At 53.5% G+C, this 14,528-nt stretch carries 13 protein-coding genes; 8 read left to right on the top strand and 5 right to left on the bottom strand.

The genetic code is table 11. The features are described 5' to 3' along the window. Positions 1–23 precede the first annotated feature (23 nt). Genes G364_RS0103920 through G364_RS0103895 form a run of 6 tightly spaced genes read left to right on the top strand, consistent with a single transcriptional unit; the run spans position 24 to position 8,396 of the window. Positions 24–761, top strand: a complete 738-nt coding sequence (locus tag G364_RS0103920) for a C40 family peptidase (RefSeq protein ID WP_019933849.1) — start codon at positions 24–26, stop codon at positions 759–761. Further along, positions 752–1,276 carry a tail assembly protein gene (locus G364_RS0103915; protein WP_019933848.1) on the top strand — a complete coding sequence of 175 codons (525 nt, stop codon included), beginning with the start codon at positions 752–754 and terminating at the stop codon, positions 1,274–1,276. The genes G364_RS0103920 and G364_RS0103915 overlap by 10 nt, the downstream gene beginning before the upstream one ends. Positions 1,277–1,288: 12 nt before the next feature. Continuing rightward, a complete protein-coding gene (gene gpJ, locus G364_RS16780; RefSeq protein WP_019933847.1) occupies positions 1,289–5,971 on the top strand; it encodes a TipJ family phage tail tip protein in 4,683 nt (1,560 codons plus the stop codon). A 36-nt stretch (positions 5,972–6,007) separates the two neighbouring features. After that, positions 6,008–7,804 (top strand): phage head spike fiber domain-containing protein, encoded by a 1,797-nt coding sequence (locus G364_RS0103905; protein WP_156816429.1) that lies wholly within the window; start codon positions 6,008–6,010, stop codon positions 7,802–7,804. Next, the gene (locus G364_RS0103900; RefSeq protein WP_156816428.1) at positions 7,801–8,112 is read left to right on the top strand and encodes a hypothetical protein; all 312 of its coding nucleotides are present in this window, start codon (positions 7,801–7,803) and stop codon (positions 8,110–8,112) included. The genes G364_RS0103905 and G364_RS0103900 overlap by 4 nt, the downstream gene beginning before the upstream one ends. Continuing rightward, positions 8,109–8,396: a hypothetical protein gene (locus G364_RS0103895; protein ID WP_019933844.1), complete on the top strand. Its 288-nt coding sequence runs from the start codon at positions 8,109–8,111 to the stop codon at positions 8,394–8,396. Before G364_RS0103900 ends, G364_RS0103895 begins: the two co-directional genes overlap by 4 nt. A gap of 328 nt (positions 8,397–8,724) precedes the next feature. On the opposite strand, the gene G364_RS0103890 is transcribed toward G364_RS0103895, so the two are convergent. The 4 genes from G364_RS0103890 to G364_RS0103880 all read right to left on the bottom strand — a co-directional run bounded on the left by G364_RS0103890 (position 8,725) and on the right by G364_RS0103880 (position 11,093). Continuing rightward, positions 8,725–9,087, bottom strand: coding sequence for a hypothetical protein (locus G364_RS0103890; protein ID WP_019933843.1), 363 nt, complete (start codon positions 9,085–9,087; stop codon positions 8,725–8,727). Next, positions 9,084–9,644: a tlde1 domain-containing protein gene (locus tag G364_RS16980; protein ID WP_156816427.1), complete on the bottom strand. Its 561-nt coding sequence runs from the start codon at positions 9,642–9,644 to the stop codon at positions 9,084–9,086. The genes G364_RS0103890 and G364_RS16980 overlap by 4 nt, the downstream gene beginning before the upstream one ends. Further along, positions 9,641–10,114, bottom strand: coding sequence for a PAAR domain-containing protein (locus G364_RS17525; RefSeq protein WP_083928688.1), 474 nt, complete (start codon positions 10,112–10,114; stop codon positions 9,641–9,643). Before G364_RS17525 ends, G364_RS16980 begins: the two co-directional genes overlap by 4 nt. A gap of 172 nt (positions 10,115–10,286) precedes the next feature. Further along, the gene (locus tag G364_RS0103880; protein WP_026344671.1) at positions 10,287–11,093 is read right to left on the bottom strand and encodes an AraC family transcriptional regulator; all 807 of its coding nucleotides are present in this window, start codon (positions 11,091–11,093) and stop codon (positions 10,287–10,289) included. A 277-nt stretch (positions 11,094–11,370) separates the two neighbouring features. On the opposite strand from G364_RS0103880, the gene G364_RS0103875 reads away from it, so the two are divergent. Next, positions 11,371–13,047, top strand: a complete 1,677-nt coding sequence (locus G364_RS0103875) for a 2-isopropylmalate synthase (protein ID WP_019933840.1) — start codon at positions 11,371–11,373, stop codon at positions 13,045–13,047. A 62-nt stretch (positions 13,048–13,109) separates the two neighbouring features. Here G364_RS0103875 and G364_RS0103870 read toward each other — a convergent pair whose 3' ends face one another. Further along, positions 13,110–13,391, bottom strand: coding sequence for a HigA family addiction module antitoxin (locus G364_RS0103870; protein ID WP_019933839.1), 282 nt, complete (start codon positions 13,389–13,391; stop codon positions 13,110–13,112). A gap of 171 nt (positions 13,392–13,562) precedes the next feature. On the opposite strand from G364_RS0103870, the gene G364_RS0103865 reads away from it, so the two are divergent. After that, positions 13,563–14,528 carry a type IV toxin-antitoxin system AbiEi family antitoxin gene (locus G364_RS0103865; protein WP_245541370.1) on the top strand — a complete coding sequence of 322 codons (966 nt, stop codon included), beginning with the start codon at positions 13,563–13,565 and terminating at the stop codon, positions 14,526–14,528.

The raw sequence follows: 14,528 nt of genomic DNA, 5'->3' as shown, positions 1-14,528 counted from the left end.
GCGGGTTTTTTATTGGACTCCTTATGACCCTTGACCAACAGATTTTGGCGCACGCCCGGGCGGTTGCACCGGCGGAGAGCTGCGGGCTGGTAATAGAGGCCCCGGAGGGGCTGCGCTATTACCCCGCACAAAACATCGGCGGCCCCGATCAGTTTGAGATTGACCCCAAAGACTGGATCACCGCCGAGCTTGCTGGCGAGATTGTCGCCGTGGTGCACAGCCACCCGGACGGACCGGCGGCGCTTTCCGCCGGTGACCGGCTGGGCCAGCGCAACACAGGGCTGCCGTACTGGCTGGCGGTGGGCGATGAAGTGCGCCGGTTTAAACCTGTGCCGCCGCTGCTGGGCCGCCAGTTCGACCACGGCACTACCGACTGCCTCAGTTTAATACTGGACGCCTACCACCTGTCCGGGCTGGATTTGGGGGAGTACGAACGGGACGACGACTGGTGGAACACCGAGCAAGACCTCTACCTGCAGCACCTGCCGGAAGCCGGCTTTGAGCAGGTGGGGCCAGCGGCCCCACCTCAGCTGGGAGACATCATTCTGGTTTGTCTGGGCGGCACCAAGGCCTGCCACGGTGCCGTGTATTTGGGTGATGGTTACATTCTGCATCACCCCATCAACCGCCTGAGCCTGCGCAATTTATACGGCGGCACCTGGCTGCGCCAGACCCACAGCATTTGGAGACACAAACAATGGCAACAGTGCGACTTTACGGCAATTTGCGCCGATTTGGCCGCGAATTCCGGTTGGATGTAGCCACGACCGGCGAGGCCATTAAAGCGCTGGTGACGCAAGTTCCCGGGCTGCGGCAGGCCATGCAGCCGGGCTGGTTTCGCGTGCGCTACGGCAAGGGAAAATATCTGCATCAGCACGATCTGCGCCGGGGGGTGCTCTCACCGCTGCCCAGTGACGAAACCGTGCACATTGTGCCGGTGGCCGGCGGGGCCAAAAGCGGCTGGGGCATTTTTGGTGCCGTGCTGGGCGTGGGCTTAATTGCGGCTGCATTTTTTACCGGCGGCACCTCGCTGTCGGCATGGGGGGCGCTGGAGTGGGGCTTGGCCGCTGGCGGGGGCCTGCTGCTGGGCGTGGCGGCCATGTTAACGCGCACGCCCACCACGCCCACTGCAACAAACGATGGCGCAACAGAGCGGCGCAACACCACGTTCTCCGGCATCGATAACATGACCCCGCAGGGGCGGCCGGTGCCGCTGTGCTATGGCGAGATGGTAGTGGGCTCATTGGTAGTGAGTCAGGGCTTGTATTCAGAGTAAGGAGTCAGGTTTATGGGTGGTGGTGGCAAGGGTGGCGGCGGCAGCGCACGCACGCCGCGCGAAGAGGCGGATAACCTCAAATCACGCCAGCGCGCGCAAATTGTTGATGTGCTGTGCGAAGGCCCGATCCTCGGGCCGGTAAACGGCCTGAACTCGGCACTGCTCGACGACACGCCAGTTGAAAACGAGAACGGCAGCATTAACGTGCCGGGGCTGGATATTACCTGGCGCAACGGCAGCCAAGTGCAAGATGTGATGCCCATTGCCGCCGTTGAGAATGAAGTGTCTGTGGGCATTGAGGTAAAACAGCTCACGCCCGTGGTGCGCAGCATTACCAATGAAAACGTAGACCGGATCCGCGTGACTGTGGGCGTGCCGGCCCTGGTAAAAACCGACCCTGAAATCGGTGACCGGGTGCGCACATCGGTAGCCTATCGCATTGAGCGGGGCATTGCCGGTGTCTGGTCTGTGGTGCATGAAGACGAGATAAAAAACGGTAAAACAAAAGTGCCGTACACCCGCAGTTATGATGTTGCTCGCCCCGGCCAGAGCGGCAACTGGTCTGTGCGCGTTACCCGTATCACGCCAGACAGCACCAGCGATTTGCTGCAAAACAAAACCGTGTTTTACAGCTACACCGAAGTAGTGGATGCCCAGCTCACTTACCCGAACACGGCGGTAGTGGGCCTGCGTTTCGACTCGGAAAACTTTCAAAACATTCCGCGCCGCAACTACCACATTCGCGGTCGCATTATTCGCGTGCCCAGCAATTACGATCTGGAAACCCGTGCGTACACCGGCATTTGGGACGGCACCTTTAAACTGGGCTGGACCAACAACCCGGCATGGATTTTTTACGACCTGTGCACCGACGAGCGGGTGGGCGTGGGCCGGCAGCTGCTCGGTTTTGAGCCAGACAAATGGGCGCTGTATCAGATTGCACAGTATTGTGATGAGCTGGTAGACGACGGCTTTGGCGGCCGCGAGCCGCGCATGACCTGCAACCTCTACCTCACCAGCCAGCGGCAGGCCTACGACGTGCTGTATGATCTGGCGTCCGTATTCCGTGGCATGCCGGTGTGGGACGGCCTGACCATGAACGTCAGTCAAGACCGGCCCCAAGACTCGGTCTGGCAATACAACAACAGCAATGTGGTAGATGGCCGCTTTGAGTACCAGTCCAGCGCCCGTAAGGCCCGGCACACGGCGGTGCAGGTGGAATACGTTGATCCGGACGCCGGCTGGGAGAAAAACACAGAATACGTGCAAGACGACGAGCTGGTAGCCCGCTACGGCCTGAACGTGCTCAAGGTGCAAGCGTTTGGCTGCACCAGCCGGGGGCAAGCGCACCGCACGGGTCGCTGGATCCTCGTTACCGAAAAATACGAACGCCAGAGCGTGAGTTTTGCCACCGGTGCCGAGGGCCTGATTGCGCTTCCCGGTGACATTATCGACACCGTAGATAACGACTACGCCGGCGCGCGCCTGAGTGGCCGGGTGAAATCGGTGGATGCCAACGTGGTGGTGCTGGATGCCCCTGTTGCACTGCCCGATGGCATGAATTACATCCACTACCTGGACGCGCAAAGTCGGGTTCAGCGAGTGCGCATTATGAGCCCCGCCAGCGGCGAAACCGACACCCTGGTGCTGCAGAGTGATCCGGTGGGCATTCAGCCCTGGGATACCTTCAACCTTGCTACCGCCCAGCTGGCACCGCGCAAGTGGCGGGTAATGAGCGTGAGCGAAAACCGCGAGCAGGGCACCTGGCAATATAGCTGCGTGCAGCATGTGCCGGAAAAACACGCCATCATCGAGCAGGGGATCAAGTTTGAGCCGGGCCCCACCACCATTAACGGTGGCAGCCTGCCCAGCATCGAACACATAAATGTGGACCTGCTCACCGAGCAGGATCCGCCCAAGGCACGGTTAACCTGGACCACCCCGCGGGTAGTGGCCGGCATTCTTTTTGAAGTGAAGATTTTCTTTGCCGAGCGCCTGCTGGAGCGGCAAATTGTTGCCGACACCGCGTATACCGCCGTTACCGCCGAGCAGGGCCAGTACCGCGCCGAGATCCGCGCGATTACCGAGAACGGGCAGAAGGGGCCGGAAACCAGCGTCAGCTTTACCGTGGCACCGCCGGTGGCGGCAGACAGCCTGCATTTCACCCCGTCGGAATTTTCGGTGACCGTGCGCCCGGTGGTGAATGGCCCCGTGCCGCTCAGCACTACCTATGAATGGTATTTGGGCACCACTGAAGCCGCCGTGCGGGAGCAATCGCACTACCTGGGCCGGGGCTACACCTGGAATCAGGCCGGCCTGATGCCCGACACCGCGTACTGGTTTGGCGCTGTGGCCGTGAATGGCCTGGGCCGCTCTGTGATGACCGTGGGCAGCACCCGCACCACGAAAGACACGTCCAACATTTTTGCGTTGCTGGATGGGCAAATCGGCGCTGAACAGCTGCGGGAAGAACTGCGCACGCCGATTGAGCAACTGCCCTCGATTGCGCAGACGCTGGAGACAGTGCAAACCGAGCAGCTGCCGCAGATAGAGAATACGCTGACCCAGCTGGATTTGCGGCAATCCCAGGCTGAGGAGCTGCTGGCATCTGAGCTGGACGGGGTTGATGCCGCCCTGCTTGAGCTGACCGAGGCCATGGCCACGGAGCAGCAGGCCAGCGCCGGAAAGTTTGAGGCGCTGACAAGCAAGTTTGGGTTGATGGAGCTGGGCTCTGATGCAGCTGCTGAAGCGGCGATTGATGCAGCGCTGGCAAACGACGAACGGGTACGTGACCGGTTATACGCTGAGGCTCAGATACGTCACGACCAGCAGGTTGTAGCGGACGAGCAGAGAGCCACGGCAAAAGAAGTGGTCGACATAAAAGCCCAGTATGGCGAGCAGGAAGCCCGCATTACTGAACTGCGTGAAACGACTGCGACTGAGCAAGCGTCAACAGCAAAAGAGCTGCTGTTGTTGCGCAGCGAGTTCACGGACGAAAAAGGGAAAACGGAGGCGCTGTACTCAGAGCTGTCTGAAACCGTGGCCAGCTCTGAGCAGGCTATGGGCCAGCGGGTTGATACTCTGGCAACAAAAGTCGGGGAAAACGCGGCAGCAGTGCAGGAAACGCAGCAGGCACTGACAGACACAGAATCGTCACTGGGTGAGCGGATCAGTACCGTGCAGTCGTCAGTGACGAGCATGGGGGAGTCGAAAGGGCGGGTAATATTTACTCCAGTCGCTCCGGTCGGAGACTTGAGGGACACCAAAAACCTGTGGGTTGATACCGCCGGGGGCAGAAACCGGCCGCACCGCTGGAACGGCAGCGCTTGGGTAGCCGCAACGGATAAGGTGGCCACAGATGCCGCTGCTGCAGCCGCTGCAGCACAGCAGGGGGTTACGGAGTCCAAAGCCGCAATACAGCAGGTAGAGCGCGCACTGACAGACACCGAAAGCGCGCTTGCTGAGCAAATTGAAACCGTGCAGTCATCAGTCAACAACCTGGGATCATCAGTGCAAACCGTCAGCCGGGCGCAGTCAGATTTGGAAGGCGAGCTGTTAGCGTCCTGGTTCACCAAAGCGCAGGTGCCTGGGGCCTCTGCCGGGTTTGGCATGGAAGTCAAGCAGACGGCAGACGGCAAGGCGGTATCGGCATTTATTATTGATGCCATGGTATTTGCCGTGCTGAATAAAGTGGCCGGTGCCGGCTCTGTTATTCACCCGTTTGTAATAAAGAACAACAAGGTTTATATCAATAGCACGGTCATAGACACTGCCGACATCCGCAACCTGATTGCTGAATATATCAACGCGCAATCTATTATTTCCCCCAGCATTAAATCATCGGTTAATAATCCGATGTTTGAGCTGACTCGGGGGGGGAAGATTATTGCGAAAGATGTAGACGTGTCTGGGAAGGTCGCCGCCACTTCAGGAGAATTTAACAATGTTCTGATAAAAGAAAACTGTGAGGTGCTGGGAAAGATTTACGCCAAAAACCTGCAGGATGAAATACTACAATTCCGGTTTATTAACTTTCCGACAAAAGACCACGGGGAAGGCGTCGGCACAACAAACGTCTGGTTCAAGATGTTCACGTTGGATACCAGTGACAGCGGTGTTATTGCATACAACCAGGGTCGGGCGCTAAGAACAGCATGTGGCCTGGCTGCCGACGGTATCGTTAACTACCGGTCAACGCCGCCTGCTGGTGATGGATCGATTGTTTGGGTGCGCACCACTGATGCCATGCCGTTTCGATGGAATGGCAGCAACTGGATACAGCAGACCGCAGCGAAAACGAGAGCCGAAACCGCTTTTGCGCGTTATCAGGAGTGGGCATATTACAGAACATCAAAATTGATGGATTTGTCCGGGCTGGTGCTCCGGGGTTCCAATGCCGCGGCCGAATTGCGGATATTAATCAAACATGCTCACGGCGCAGAAACCGTGTTATTTCATAGGGGCTACAGTTTCCCGGGGTCGGGAACGGATGCCAGTTATGGAAATGGCGGCGTAGTTCGGACAGTTGACCTGCTGAGAACCGTGCCAGATAGTGCAGTGCAGTTGATTGTTGAGTTCAAACGCACCAAAAATGACGGAATAAATAAGCTGTATTTTGAGAGCCAGTCACCCGGCACGATATTCAAGCTCTATCGAAATGATAAAGGCATGAACGTCACGCAGCATTATAGTTAACTCGCCCCGAAAGGGGCTTTTTTATTGGAGAATCCCATGGCAGGAGTTTGGTACCGTGCCGGCACACTATCTGTGACCCTAAACAGTAAAAAAGTTGTTGGCTCAGGCACGCAATGGGCCAGTGCATTAAATGGCATTGCAGCTGGAAAAATGCTGGTGATCCCAAGTGGCGCGAGTGTTGATATTTACGAAATTGATTTTGTTGAATCAAACACTGTGCTGTATCTGGTTGATAATTATCGCGGTGCGACCGGTGCAAATAAAGCCTATGCAATTGATAACACCAGAACGGCCAGCTTCCCTGATTTTGCGCGCCGCATGGTGGCCATGCTTAACTACTATCAAGCCAACCTGAGCGCATTCCAGCAGTTTTATACCAGCACCTCCGGCACAGTAACTGTCACGGCCCCGGATGGTTCAGAGCATGTATTGATCCCCTGGAAAAAAATCATGGGGGACAGTGACACCCTGCTGCAGCAGACCACTGAGCAGGCCAACCAGGCCAAACAGGCTGCCAGTCAGGCCGCGAACGCCGTTGCACTGGCCCGGCTCCCTGAGCCCGATGTAAAAATTACGTTTAACGACGGGCTGCGCATTGAGCGGGGTTACGGCACGCACGACACCATCGATGTGTCTGCAGCGCAGGACGGTTCAAAACTGGTGCAACTGCCGACCCGCTCCGTCGATTTTAGCCGTGCGTCGGGGGCAACTGGAATCAACAAATCTGGCGAACTAGTGACGTTGGAAAATGATCAGCCTGTAATCGGCCCCGATGGGTTGAGTGTGTTTGGTAGTACCACCAATCTGGCACTCTGGAGTGAGAATTTTGGGGAAAGCGTTTGGGGGCCGCGCTATGGGTCTACGATCAACATCAATACCGCCGAAATAACTGATCCCTACGGAACAAACCTGGCCAACAAACACGTTAATACCGACACCAACACAGCTGGATCTTACATTGCTTTGCCAAACTCCTTTGCAAAAGATAACACCGTCTATTGTGCTTCCGTCTTTGTAAAGCGTGGCTCGCAACAAACCGCCGCTATAACTATTTACTCTAAATTATCCACCAATGATCGGGCTGTATTGAATTTAGATTATGACACAGGTGTGGTTAGTGTTAATTCAGTAGGTTCTGTCACTGATGCCATTGGCGGCGTAGTAACCTACGCTAACGGCTGGTATCGGGTATGGTTGAGTGCCAACATGCTTGCGGGGGGCTCTGGTGCAGGGGTTCGCTTTGCACCGTCTATTTGGTCCGTTCCAGCAGAGGTTGGCTCTGAGTATGGGTACATTTTCGGCGCTCAGCTGGAAGAAGGCAGATATCCCTCGCCTTATATCAAGACTGAAGGCAGCGCGGTTACCCGCTCCCCCGATATTGTCTCCATTCCCGCCAAAAACAACCTGCCGGCACCGGGACAGCCGTTTACCATTGTAGTGGACGCGGCCATCCCCTTTTTAGGGACCAGGAATTTTTTATTTGTTGTAACGGGCTCTGATATTTCCGGTATTTATATTCGCCGGGAGCCAGGGGGGGATCTCCGTGCGAATATAGGCACTGGCACTGGAACCAACTACTTTTTGATGGGCCAACAATCCGCTGACCGGCACCGTTATGTGTTGCGTTACAACGGCGTTAACGTGGATTCTTTTGTAGACGGAGGGGGCAAAGTAACCCGGCCTCCTTTGCCGGTAAGCTATAACACGGACTCTGATATATTTTTAGGTTCAAGAATTGGAGGTGATTACCTCTGCGAATCAATCTCCATGTTCCTGATATACCACACCGCCCTGACCGACGAACAAATTACAGCCTTGGGAGGCCCCCAATGAACTACCTAACCATGTATCTGCATGCGACTACCGAACAGGAGCTGCGTGACGCATTATCCGTGCTGCAACTGGATGATGAGGGCGGAATTCTCACCGCGAGCCACGTGCACTGCCTGGTGTGGCTGCCCGGCCTGCGACGCCCGACCGGGGCCACGCTCACCGACGATGACGGTAACGAGTACCCGGAGACCAAACCGGTGCCGGGTGCACACGCTAACCTGCGCACAAAAAGTCAGGCTGTGGTCGATGCACTGACCGCCGCCGGCGTTGTCATTCACCCCGAAACTCCGATGGTAGTTTTCTCATGAAGCACAGTCACAGCATCATTACCCTAGCCGCCCTACTGGCGGCTTTTTTATTTAGTTGGCAGTGGGAAGTGGCGCTGGCCATGGCTGCGTTCTGGCTGGGCCGCGAGCACGCCCAGGCGGAATACCGCTGGCTGGCTGCTCACAATGCCAACCGCGCCCGCATGCCCTGGTACGCCGGCTTTCTGCCGGCGTCCTGGAGCCGCGACAGCTTAATCCGCGACCTGCTGCTCCCCACCGCCGCTGCCCTGGCCCTGTGCCTCGCCGGCTGGTGGATGGGGCAGTAACGCAAGTGGGGCCTTGTAACACTATAAGTTCTGAGTCTATCCTATTGTTTATACGAGACATTCATCACAAAAAGCAGCGTATAACAAGTGACGGTATTCCAGTCGGTATGGACGTTGAAGGCCGTTGCGAAAAGTCTTGTTGATCATACAGTTCCATTCGTAGTGCACAATCGAGTGGGAATAACCACTCGTTAGGTAACAGCTGGTACTAACCGGCATGAAATGACACTTAAGCCCATGTTTACATGGGCTTTTTTGTTTTTGGGGCCAGCACTGTCTGGCAACAATTGGCAGCGGGAAGCACGACTTGTGATATAGATAAGTTGCGTTAATCCCTATGCAGTTTCTTCATGAAAATAAAATAGATAGTTGATAGTAGTAGTAGAGTTAATGATGCAAGGTAAGTGTAAGTAATATATTTATATGAAGGGCCAAGTTCATTTATTGCTAAATAAAAAATCTCATTGTCGATCATGATGAAATCGATCTCTCCTATAATTAAAAATAGAAGGAAAATAGCGTAAGGCCAAAGAAACCAATGAGTTTTTAGTTTTAAAATTAAAATTAAAATTAATGAAATTGCACCAAGGAAAACAAGCATTTTATCATAACTAATTATCTTGTCAGCCACTTCGGCATGCGCAAGGAAAGGCCAAATCCCCATAAAAATAATTAAAAAGTAATAGTTCACTCAAGCACCTCAACAAGAATCGGACCATTTGAGATTCTAATGATGGTTCTCATAGCTGCTGTCTGTTTGTTACCTAATATACCACCACCTATGTCGATACATCCTGCAGAACCTAGTAAAGAACCACCATGCAAAAAAAATCCATCTCGTCCGTAAAGCTCAAAATCCTCTCCTTCTTTTGGGTGTAACCTAATTCTCCAATTTCCCCAATCCCCATGTCTAATGTTTCTATATGTGTTTTTTAACAGTCCTGGACTACTCAATTCCTCTGGCTTTACAATATACCTTCCTACAGGAAGGGGGCCTTCCCACGAAGTACTTTGACACTTAACAGAACTATTGTTAAGACAAGATCCAGTACCAGTTGTAGCATCCATTGTCATTGAGAAGCTAGGAGTAACTATAAAAATCTTACCTTCAGAAATACGAAATTTCATTCTTACAGAGTAGGCGGCTTCAACATCGATAGGTGTAATATTTGAAGCAGCAGTAGTCGTCAAATCCGCAATCTTGACATAATGCTCATCATCTATAACTAAAGTGTTTTGGCTGTTCATGTGTTCTCCTCCGTGAGCGACATAAATATTTCGATATTTTCTGGATTGTTACGCTCCTTGAGCAAGTGTGTAACTCCATATTCATCAGTAATTCCTCGCTCATGACTTCCATCTTGTCTAATTATAATGTAGCTTCGATTGGCTATGGGTAGACTGTTCGAGTCCAGCAGCCGTATCTTCTCGTTATATCTTGTATAAATTGAACCAAAGTTATGTGGCTGGGAAGTATCGTTGCTTTTCGGGTGGCCAGTACGACTACTTGATCTTGCAATAACTTTCCCACCACATGATGTCACACTAGCATTAATTGCTGCGGGCTTGCCATCAACCATAATCCACGATAAACCAGATACAATGACTGCCCCACATGAGCATTTGTCACCTACACGAGCTATGGGCATCCCATCGAGAAAGCTTGATGGAGATCCTTCAATGATACAATGTGGTCCATTTTTGCATTTACAATCGATTTTATCACCGACTTTGCCTGTTCCATAAGAGACTCACCTTGTTTATTTTCACTTAGAATTAAATTGATAACAATGCTACTATTATCGTGAAAGATTAACCATTACAAAGCATTCGCATGAAGGAAACTAATGTTTTTTTATATTCTTTTTGGCTGGAGTGTGAAACATAGCTTTATATCTTCGCTGAAAATACAGAGGGAGGCCGTCCGAACTGTTTGCTGAACGCCGTCGTGTAAGCGCTGTGGCTCTCGTAACCACTTGCCAGTGCTACCTGGGTAATTGGTACTCCCTTGATTAACAGCGTGAGTGACGACATTAACCGCAGTTGTTGACGCCATTTACCAAAGGTCATGCCGGTTGATTGCAGAAAACGCCGGTGAAAAGTCTTATCGCCCATTGCCAGTTTGTCAGCCCACCCGGTGGCGGTGGTTGCATCACCCGGGTTGTTCAGGAGTGACTGGCACACTCGCTGTATCGGGCTGTCAGCATTGCCTGCAGGCCAGGGAAGGTGAAACGGAAGGGCAGGCTGGGCATGTATTTCCTCGATCAAAAGCTCGCCCAGTAAACCCATGCGGGTAGCAGACAAACTCTGTTTGTCGGCCTGGGTCAACGCCATGATCAACTCTCTTACCAAACCGGAAACATGTATCACACAATCTGTTTTCGGTAGGCGGGCGCAGATATCATTATGCACGAACAGTCCGTGTGCTTGCAGCGCCACGGGAACAACCAGACGGTGTTCAACACCTGACCGTAACCAGACCGCTGCAGTGGGAGGAACCAACCACTGACCGCTTTGTGCTTCTACGCGCAGTAAACCACGATCTGCATAAATTAAATGACCATGCGAATGCGTGTGCATGGGAACGACATGACCGGCAGGGTAGTGCACCGCCACACCAAATATTGGCAGACCGCTTGCTTCTTCCAGGCTGAGGTCAAGTGCATGACTGCCGTCTTCAGGAGAAGAAAAACCCATACAAGTGGAATTTGTCCATTTAGATAAAATATCTGTCCATTTTTATGTAGTTAGACAAATTGTACAAGTCTAATATTGGGTCCAGGCAAATCACAGGATCTCATTCCCATGTTCAATTTTGATCTTTCGCCACAGCGACTAACGCTGGCTCCTGGTCGGGGTCCGCACGTATTTACCCGTGCTGCGACCCATCCTGATTTCCCCTGACCCCGACCATCGTCAGCTTGTTTCGAGCCAGGGGAATCAGGAGTTAACCGATTCTTTTGGAGTATTTTTAATGCTGGCTGATCCTTCCCGTAAATATCGTCCTGTTTCTCCGGTTAATCTGGCCGATCGTCAATGGCCGTCCCGTACCCTGACGCAAGCGCCTGTCTGGTTGTCCACTGATTTGCGCGATGGTAATCAGGCACTCTTTGAGCCAATGAACCGCGATCGCAAGTTGCGCTTGTTCCATGAACTGGTGCGGATCGGTTTTAAAGAAATTGAAATAGGCTTTCCCGCGGCCTCGCGCACCGACTTCGAGATTGTGCGTCATCTTATCGATACGGATCAGATCCCAGATGATGTTACCCCCATGGTGATGACGCAATTACGCGATGACTTAATCACCGAGACGGTACGCAGTATGGCGGGTGCACGGCGTGTTATTGTGCATGTTTATAATGCCATCGCGCCCGCCTGGCGTGACATCGTGTTCGGCATGAGTGTGCCACAGATAATGGAAATGGTGGAACGCCACATTGTGCTGCTTAAGCAGCTAACAGCAGACCATCCAGAAACGGAGTGGGTTTTGCAGTATTCTCCCGAGACATTCAACATGGCTGAGCCGGAGGTTGCACTGGCCATGTGTAACACCGCCATTCGCGTCTGGGATGCCGGGCCGCAGCGGCCGATGATCATCAACCTGCCAACCACGGTAGAAGTCTCCACGCCCAATGTCTTTGCCGATCAAATCGAATGGATGGATCGCCGGCTGGAGCGGCGTGAGCACATTGTTCTGTCTGTGCATCCTCACAACGACAGAGGAACGGGAGTGGCCTGCGCCGAGCAAGCCATGCTGGCCGGCGCGCAACGGATTGAGGGCTGTCTGTTTGGCAACGGTGAACGCAGCGGCAATGTTGATTTAGTCACGCTGGCGTTGAATCTGTATACCCAGGGCATCGCACCCGGACTGGATTTTTCCGATATTGCAGCGGTTGCCCGTGTGGCTGAGGAATGTACCGCCTTGCCGGTGCATCCGCGTCATCCGTATGTGGGCGATCTGGTGTTTACCGCTTTCTCTGGCTCGCATCAGGATGCCATCGCCAAGGGATTTGACGCGCAGCAGGCAGATATGCCTTGGCGTGTTCCTTATCTGCCGGTTGACCCACAGGATCTGGGGCGCACTTACGACAGCATAGTGCGCGTTAACAGCCAGTCGGGAAAAGGCGGTATCGCATTTTTACTGCAACGGGATCACGGCATCACCATGCCCCGTCGCATGCAGGTGGAATTCAGCTCGGTTGTGCAGACGTTGGCCGACACCAGTGAAACAGAGCTGAGCAGCGAGCAAATCTGGGAACTGTTTGAGTGCACTTATTTTGCTTCGATACGGGAACAGTCCGGCTTCACCTACCGCGGCCATCGTCTGTACGAGCATGCAGACGGGCAGGGTATTACCCTGGATATTGCGGATGCGAATGGCAATATCAACACTGTCGAGGGAGCAGGCAAAGGCCTGATTGCCGCTACTGTGGCTGCGTTGGGGCTGCCGTTGCGTATCGATAGTTATGAGGAGCGCAGCCTGGGCGCGGGCTCTGATGCAGAGGCACTGGCTATTGTGGAAGCAGCCGTACCCGGCGTTCCCGGGTCCCGCTTTGGCGTGGGGCGGCATCTGAACATTGTTACCGCTTCGGTTTTGGCGGTGTTAAGCGCAGCGGCCAGATTTTCGATGTTAAACAAAACAAGCCGCTGAGTTTAATTACCACTCAAACCGCCTCAAGTGAGGCGGTTTCTTTATCACGCTGAGTTAAGGTATCAACCAGCTGGTTGTAGCGCCTTGATCGGTGGTTGTGGGCGCTGTTTAGCTTGGGCCAGATCGTAGTTCATCTGCATGGTGAGCCAGGCACGGGCTGTGCTCACACCCGCCATTTCCAGACGAAGAGCAAGGTCAGGGCTGATCGCTGCTCGGCCGTTCAGTACATGGGACAGGGCTACACCGGACATGCCCAGTCGCTCAGCCGTTTCCATGACGGACAGGCCCAGCTCAGCAATAACGTCTTCGCGCAGCAATTCGCCAGGGTGTGGAGGGTTTATCATTATGGTTTTTCTCCAGTGTGGTATTCGACATAGTAGTAGAGGCGCGGTATGTGAACCTATGCTTGTATCATTCAGCCTCTTGCAGCTCTTGGTGTTCACGTTTATGATTTGTTCATGATTCATGAACGGTAGTGATGTGTGAACACTAACGCGACTCTGCTGATGCTGGTCATGGATAATCTGCCCTCGCATATTCAAGGAGAGTGCACCTTTGACCCACAGCCGGATGGCAAGCCTTACTCTGATGCCCAGGTCACCCTGACGGTACGCGGCGAACGCTACCAGTTTAGCGCTGAAATAAAGCATATCCACCGCAAAGAAAGCCTCACAGCACTGCTGGACGCTGCTCGTCCCGACACCCTGCTGGTGTGTAACAGACTGACCGCTCATCTCGCCGACTTTTGCTCCAGCAACGCTATCAATTTCATCGATGAGGCCGGCAACGCCAGGGTGAGCTGTAACGGGCTGAATCTGTGGATTGAAGGAAAAAACAGCTCTGAAAGTCACCCTGTAACTCAGCAGCAGGCAAAGCCTGGGCTGGGCTTTATGAAGCTGGTATTTGCCTTTTTGGCTGATGAGGATGTGTTACGTTTACCATTTCGAGCCATTGCCGAGACGGCAAATATTTCATTGGGCATGGTCAGCAAGGGGTTTAAACACCTGGAGTCTGAAAAGCTTGTCAGTCTGGGCAGTACCCGGCGCATTCTGGATAAGGAAGCTCTTTACCATATCTGGATTGAACACTATCGCACGGTACTAAGACCAAAACTCGGTGGGCTAAAACTGGTTGCGCCTGATGATTGGCGAGATATCCCCTTAACACCCAATGATTACTGGGGGGGAGAAGTGGCCGCCGATGAACTGACGGGCTACCTACAGCCTTATGAGTTACAGCTTTTTACCTTTGAGCCACTGCAGAAAAAGCTTGCTCTGCTCAAGGCAAAGCCAGACCCTGCCGGCAGACTCTGGTTGGTTCCGGCATTCTGGGGAAAGGAGCTGGACATCAATATCAACGCCAGGGCATTGCTGGCTGTTGCTGAGCTGCTTGCAAGCAACGATAGCCGAAACAAAGAGGTTGCCGAACTCATCAATGAGCAATATCTACACCTTAAAACACTCCCTGAAACCCGGGTTTGA

The sequence above is a fragment of the Oceanimonas smirnovii ATCC BAA-899 genome (assembly GCF_000381965.1).
Classification (GTDB): Bacteria; Pseudomonadota; Gammaproteobacteria; order Enterobacterales; family Aeromonadaceae; genus Oceanimonas; species Oceanimonas smirnovii.
This window is presented reverse-complemented; position numbering and strand designations above follow the sequence as displayed.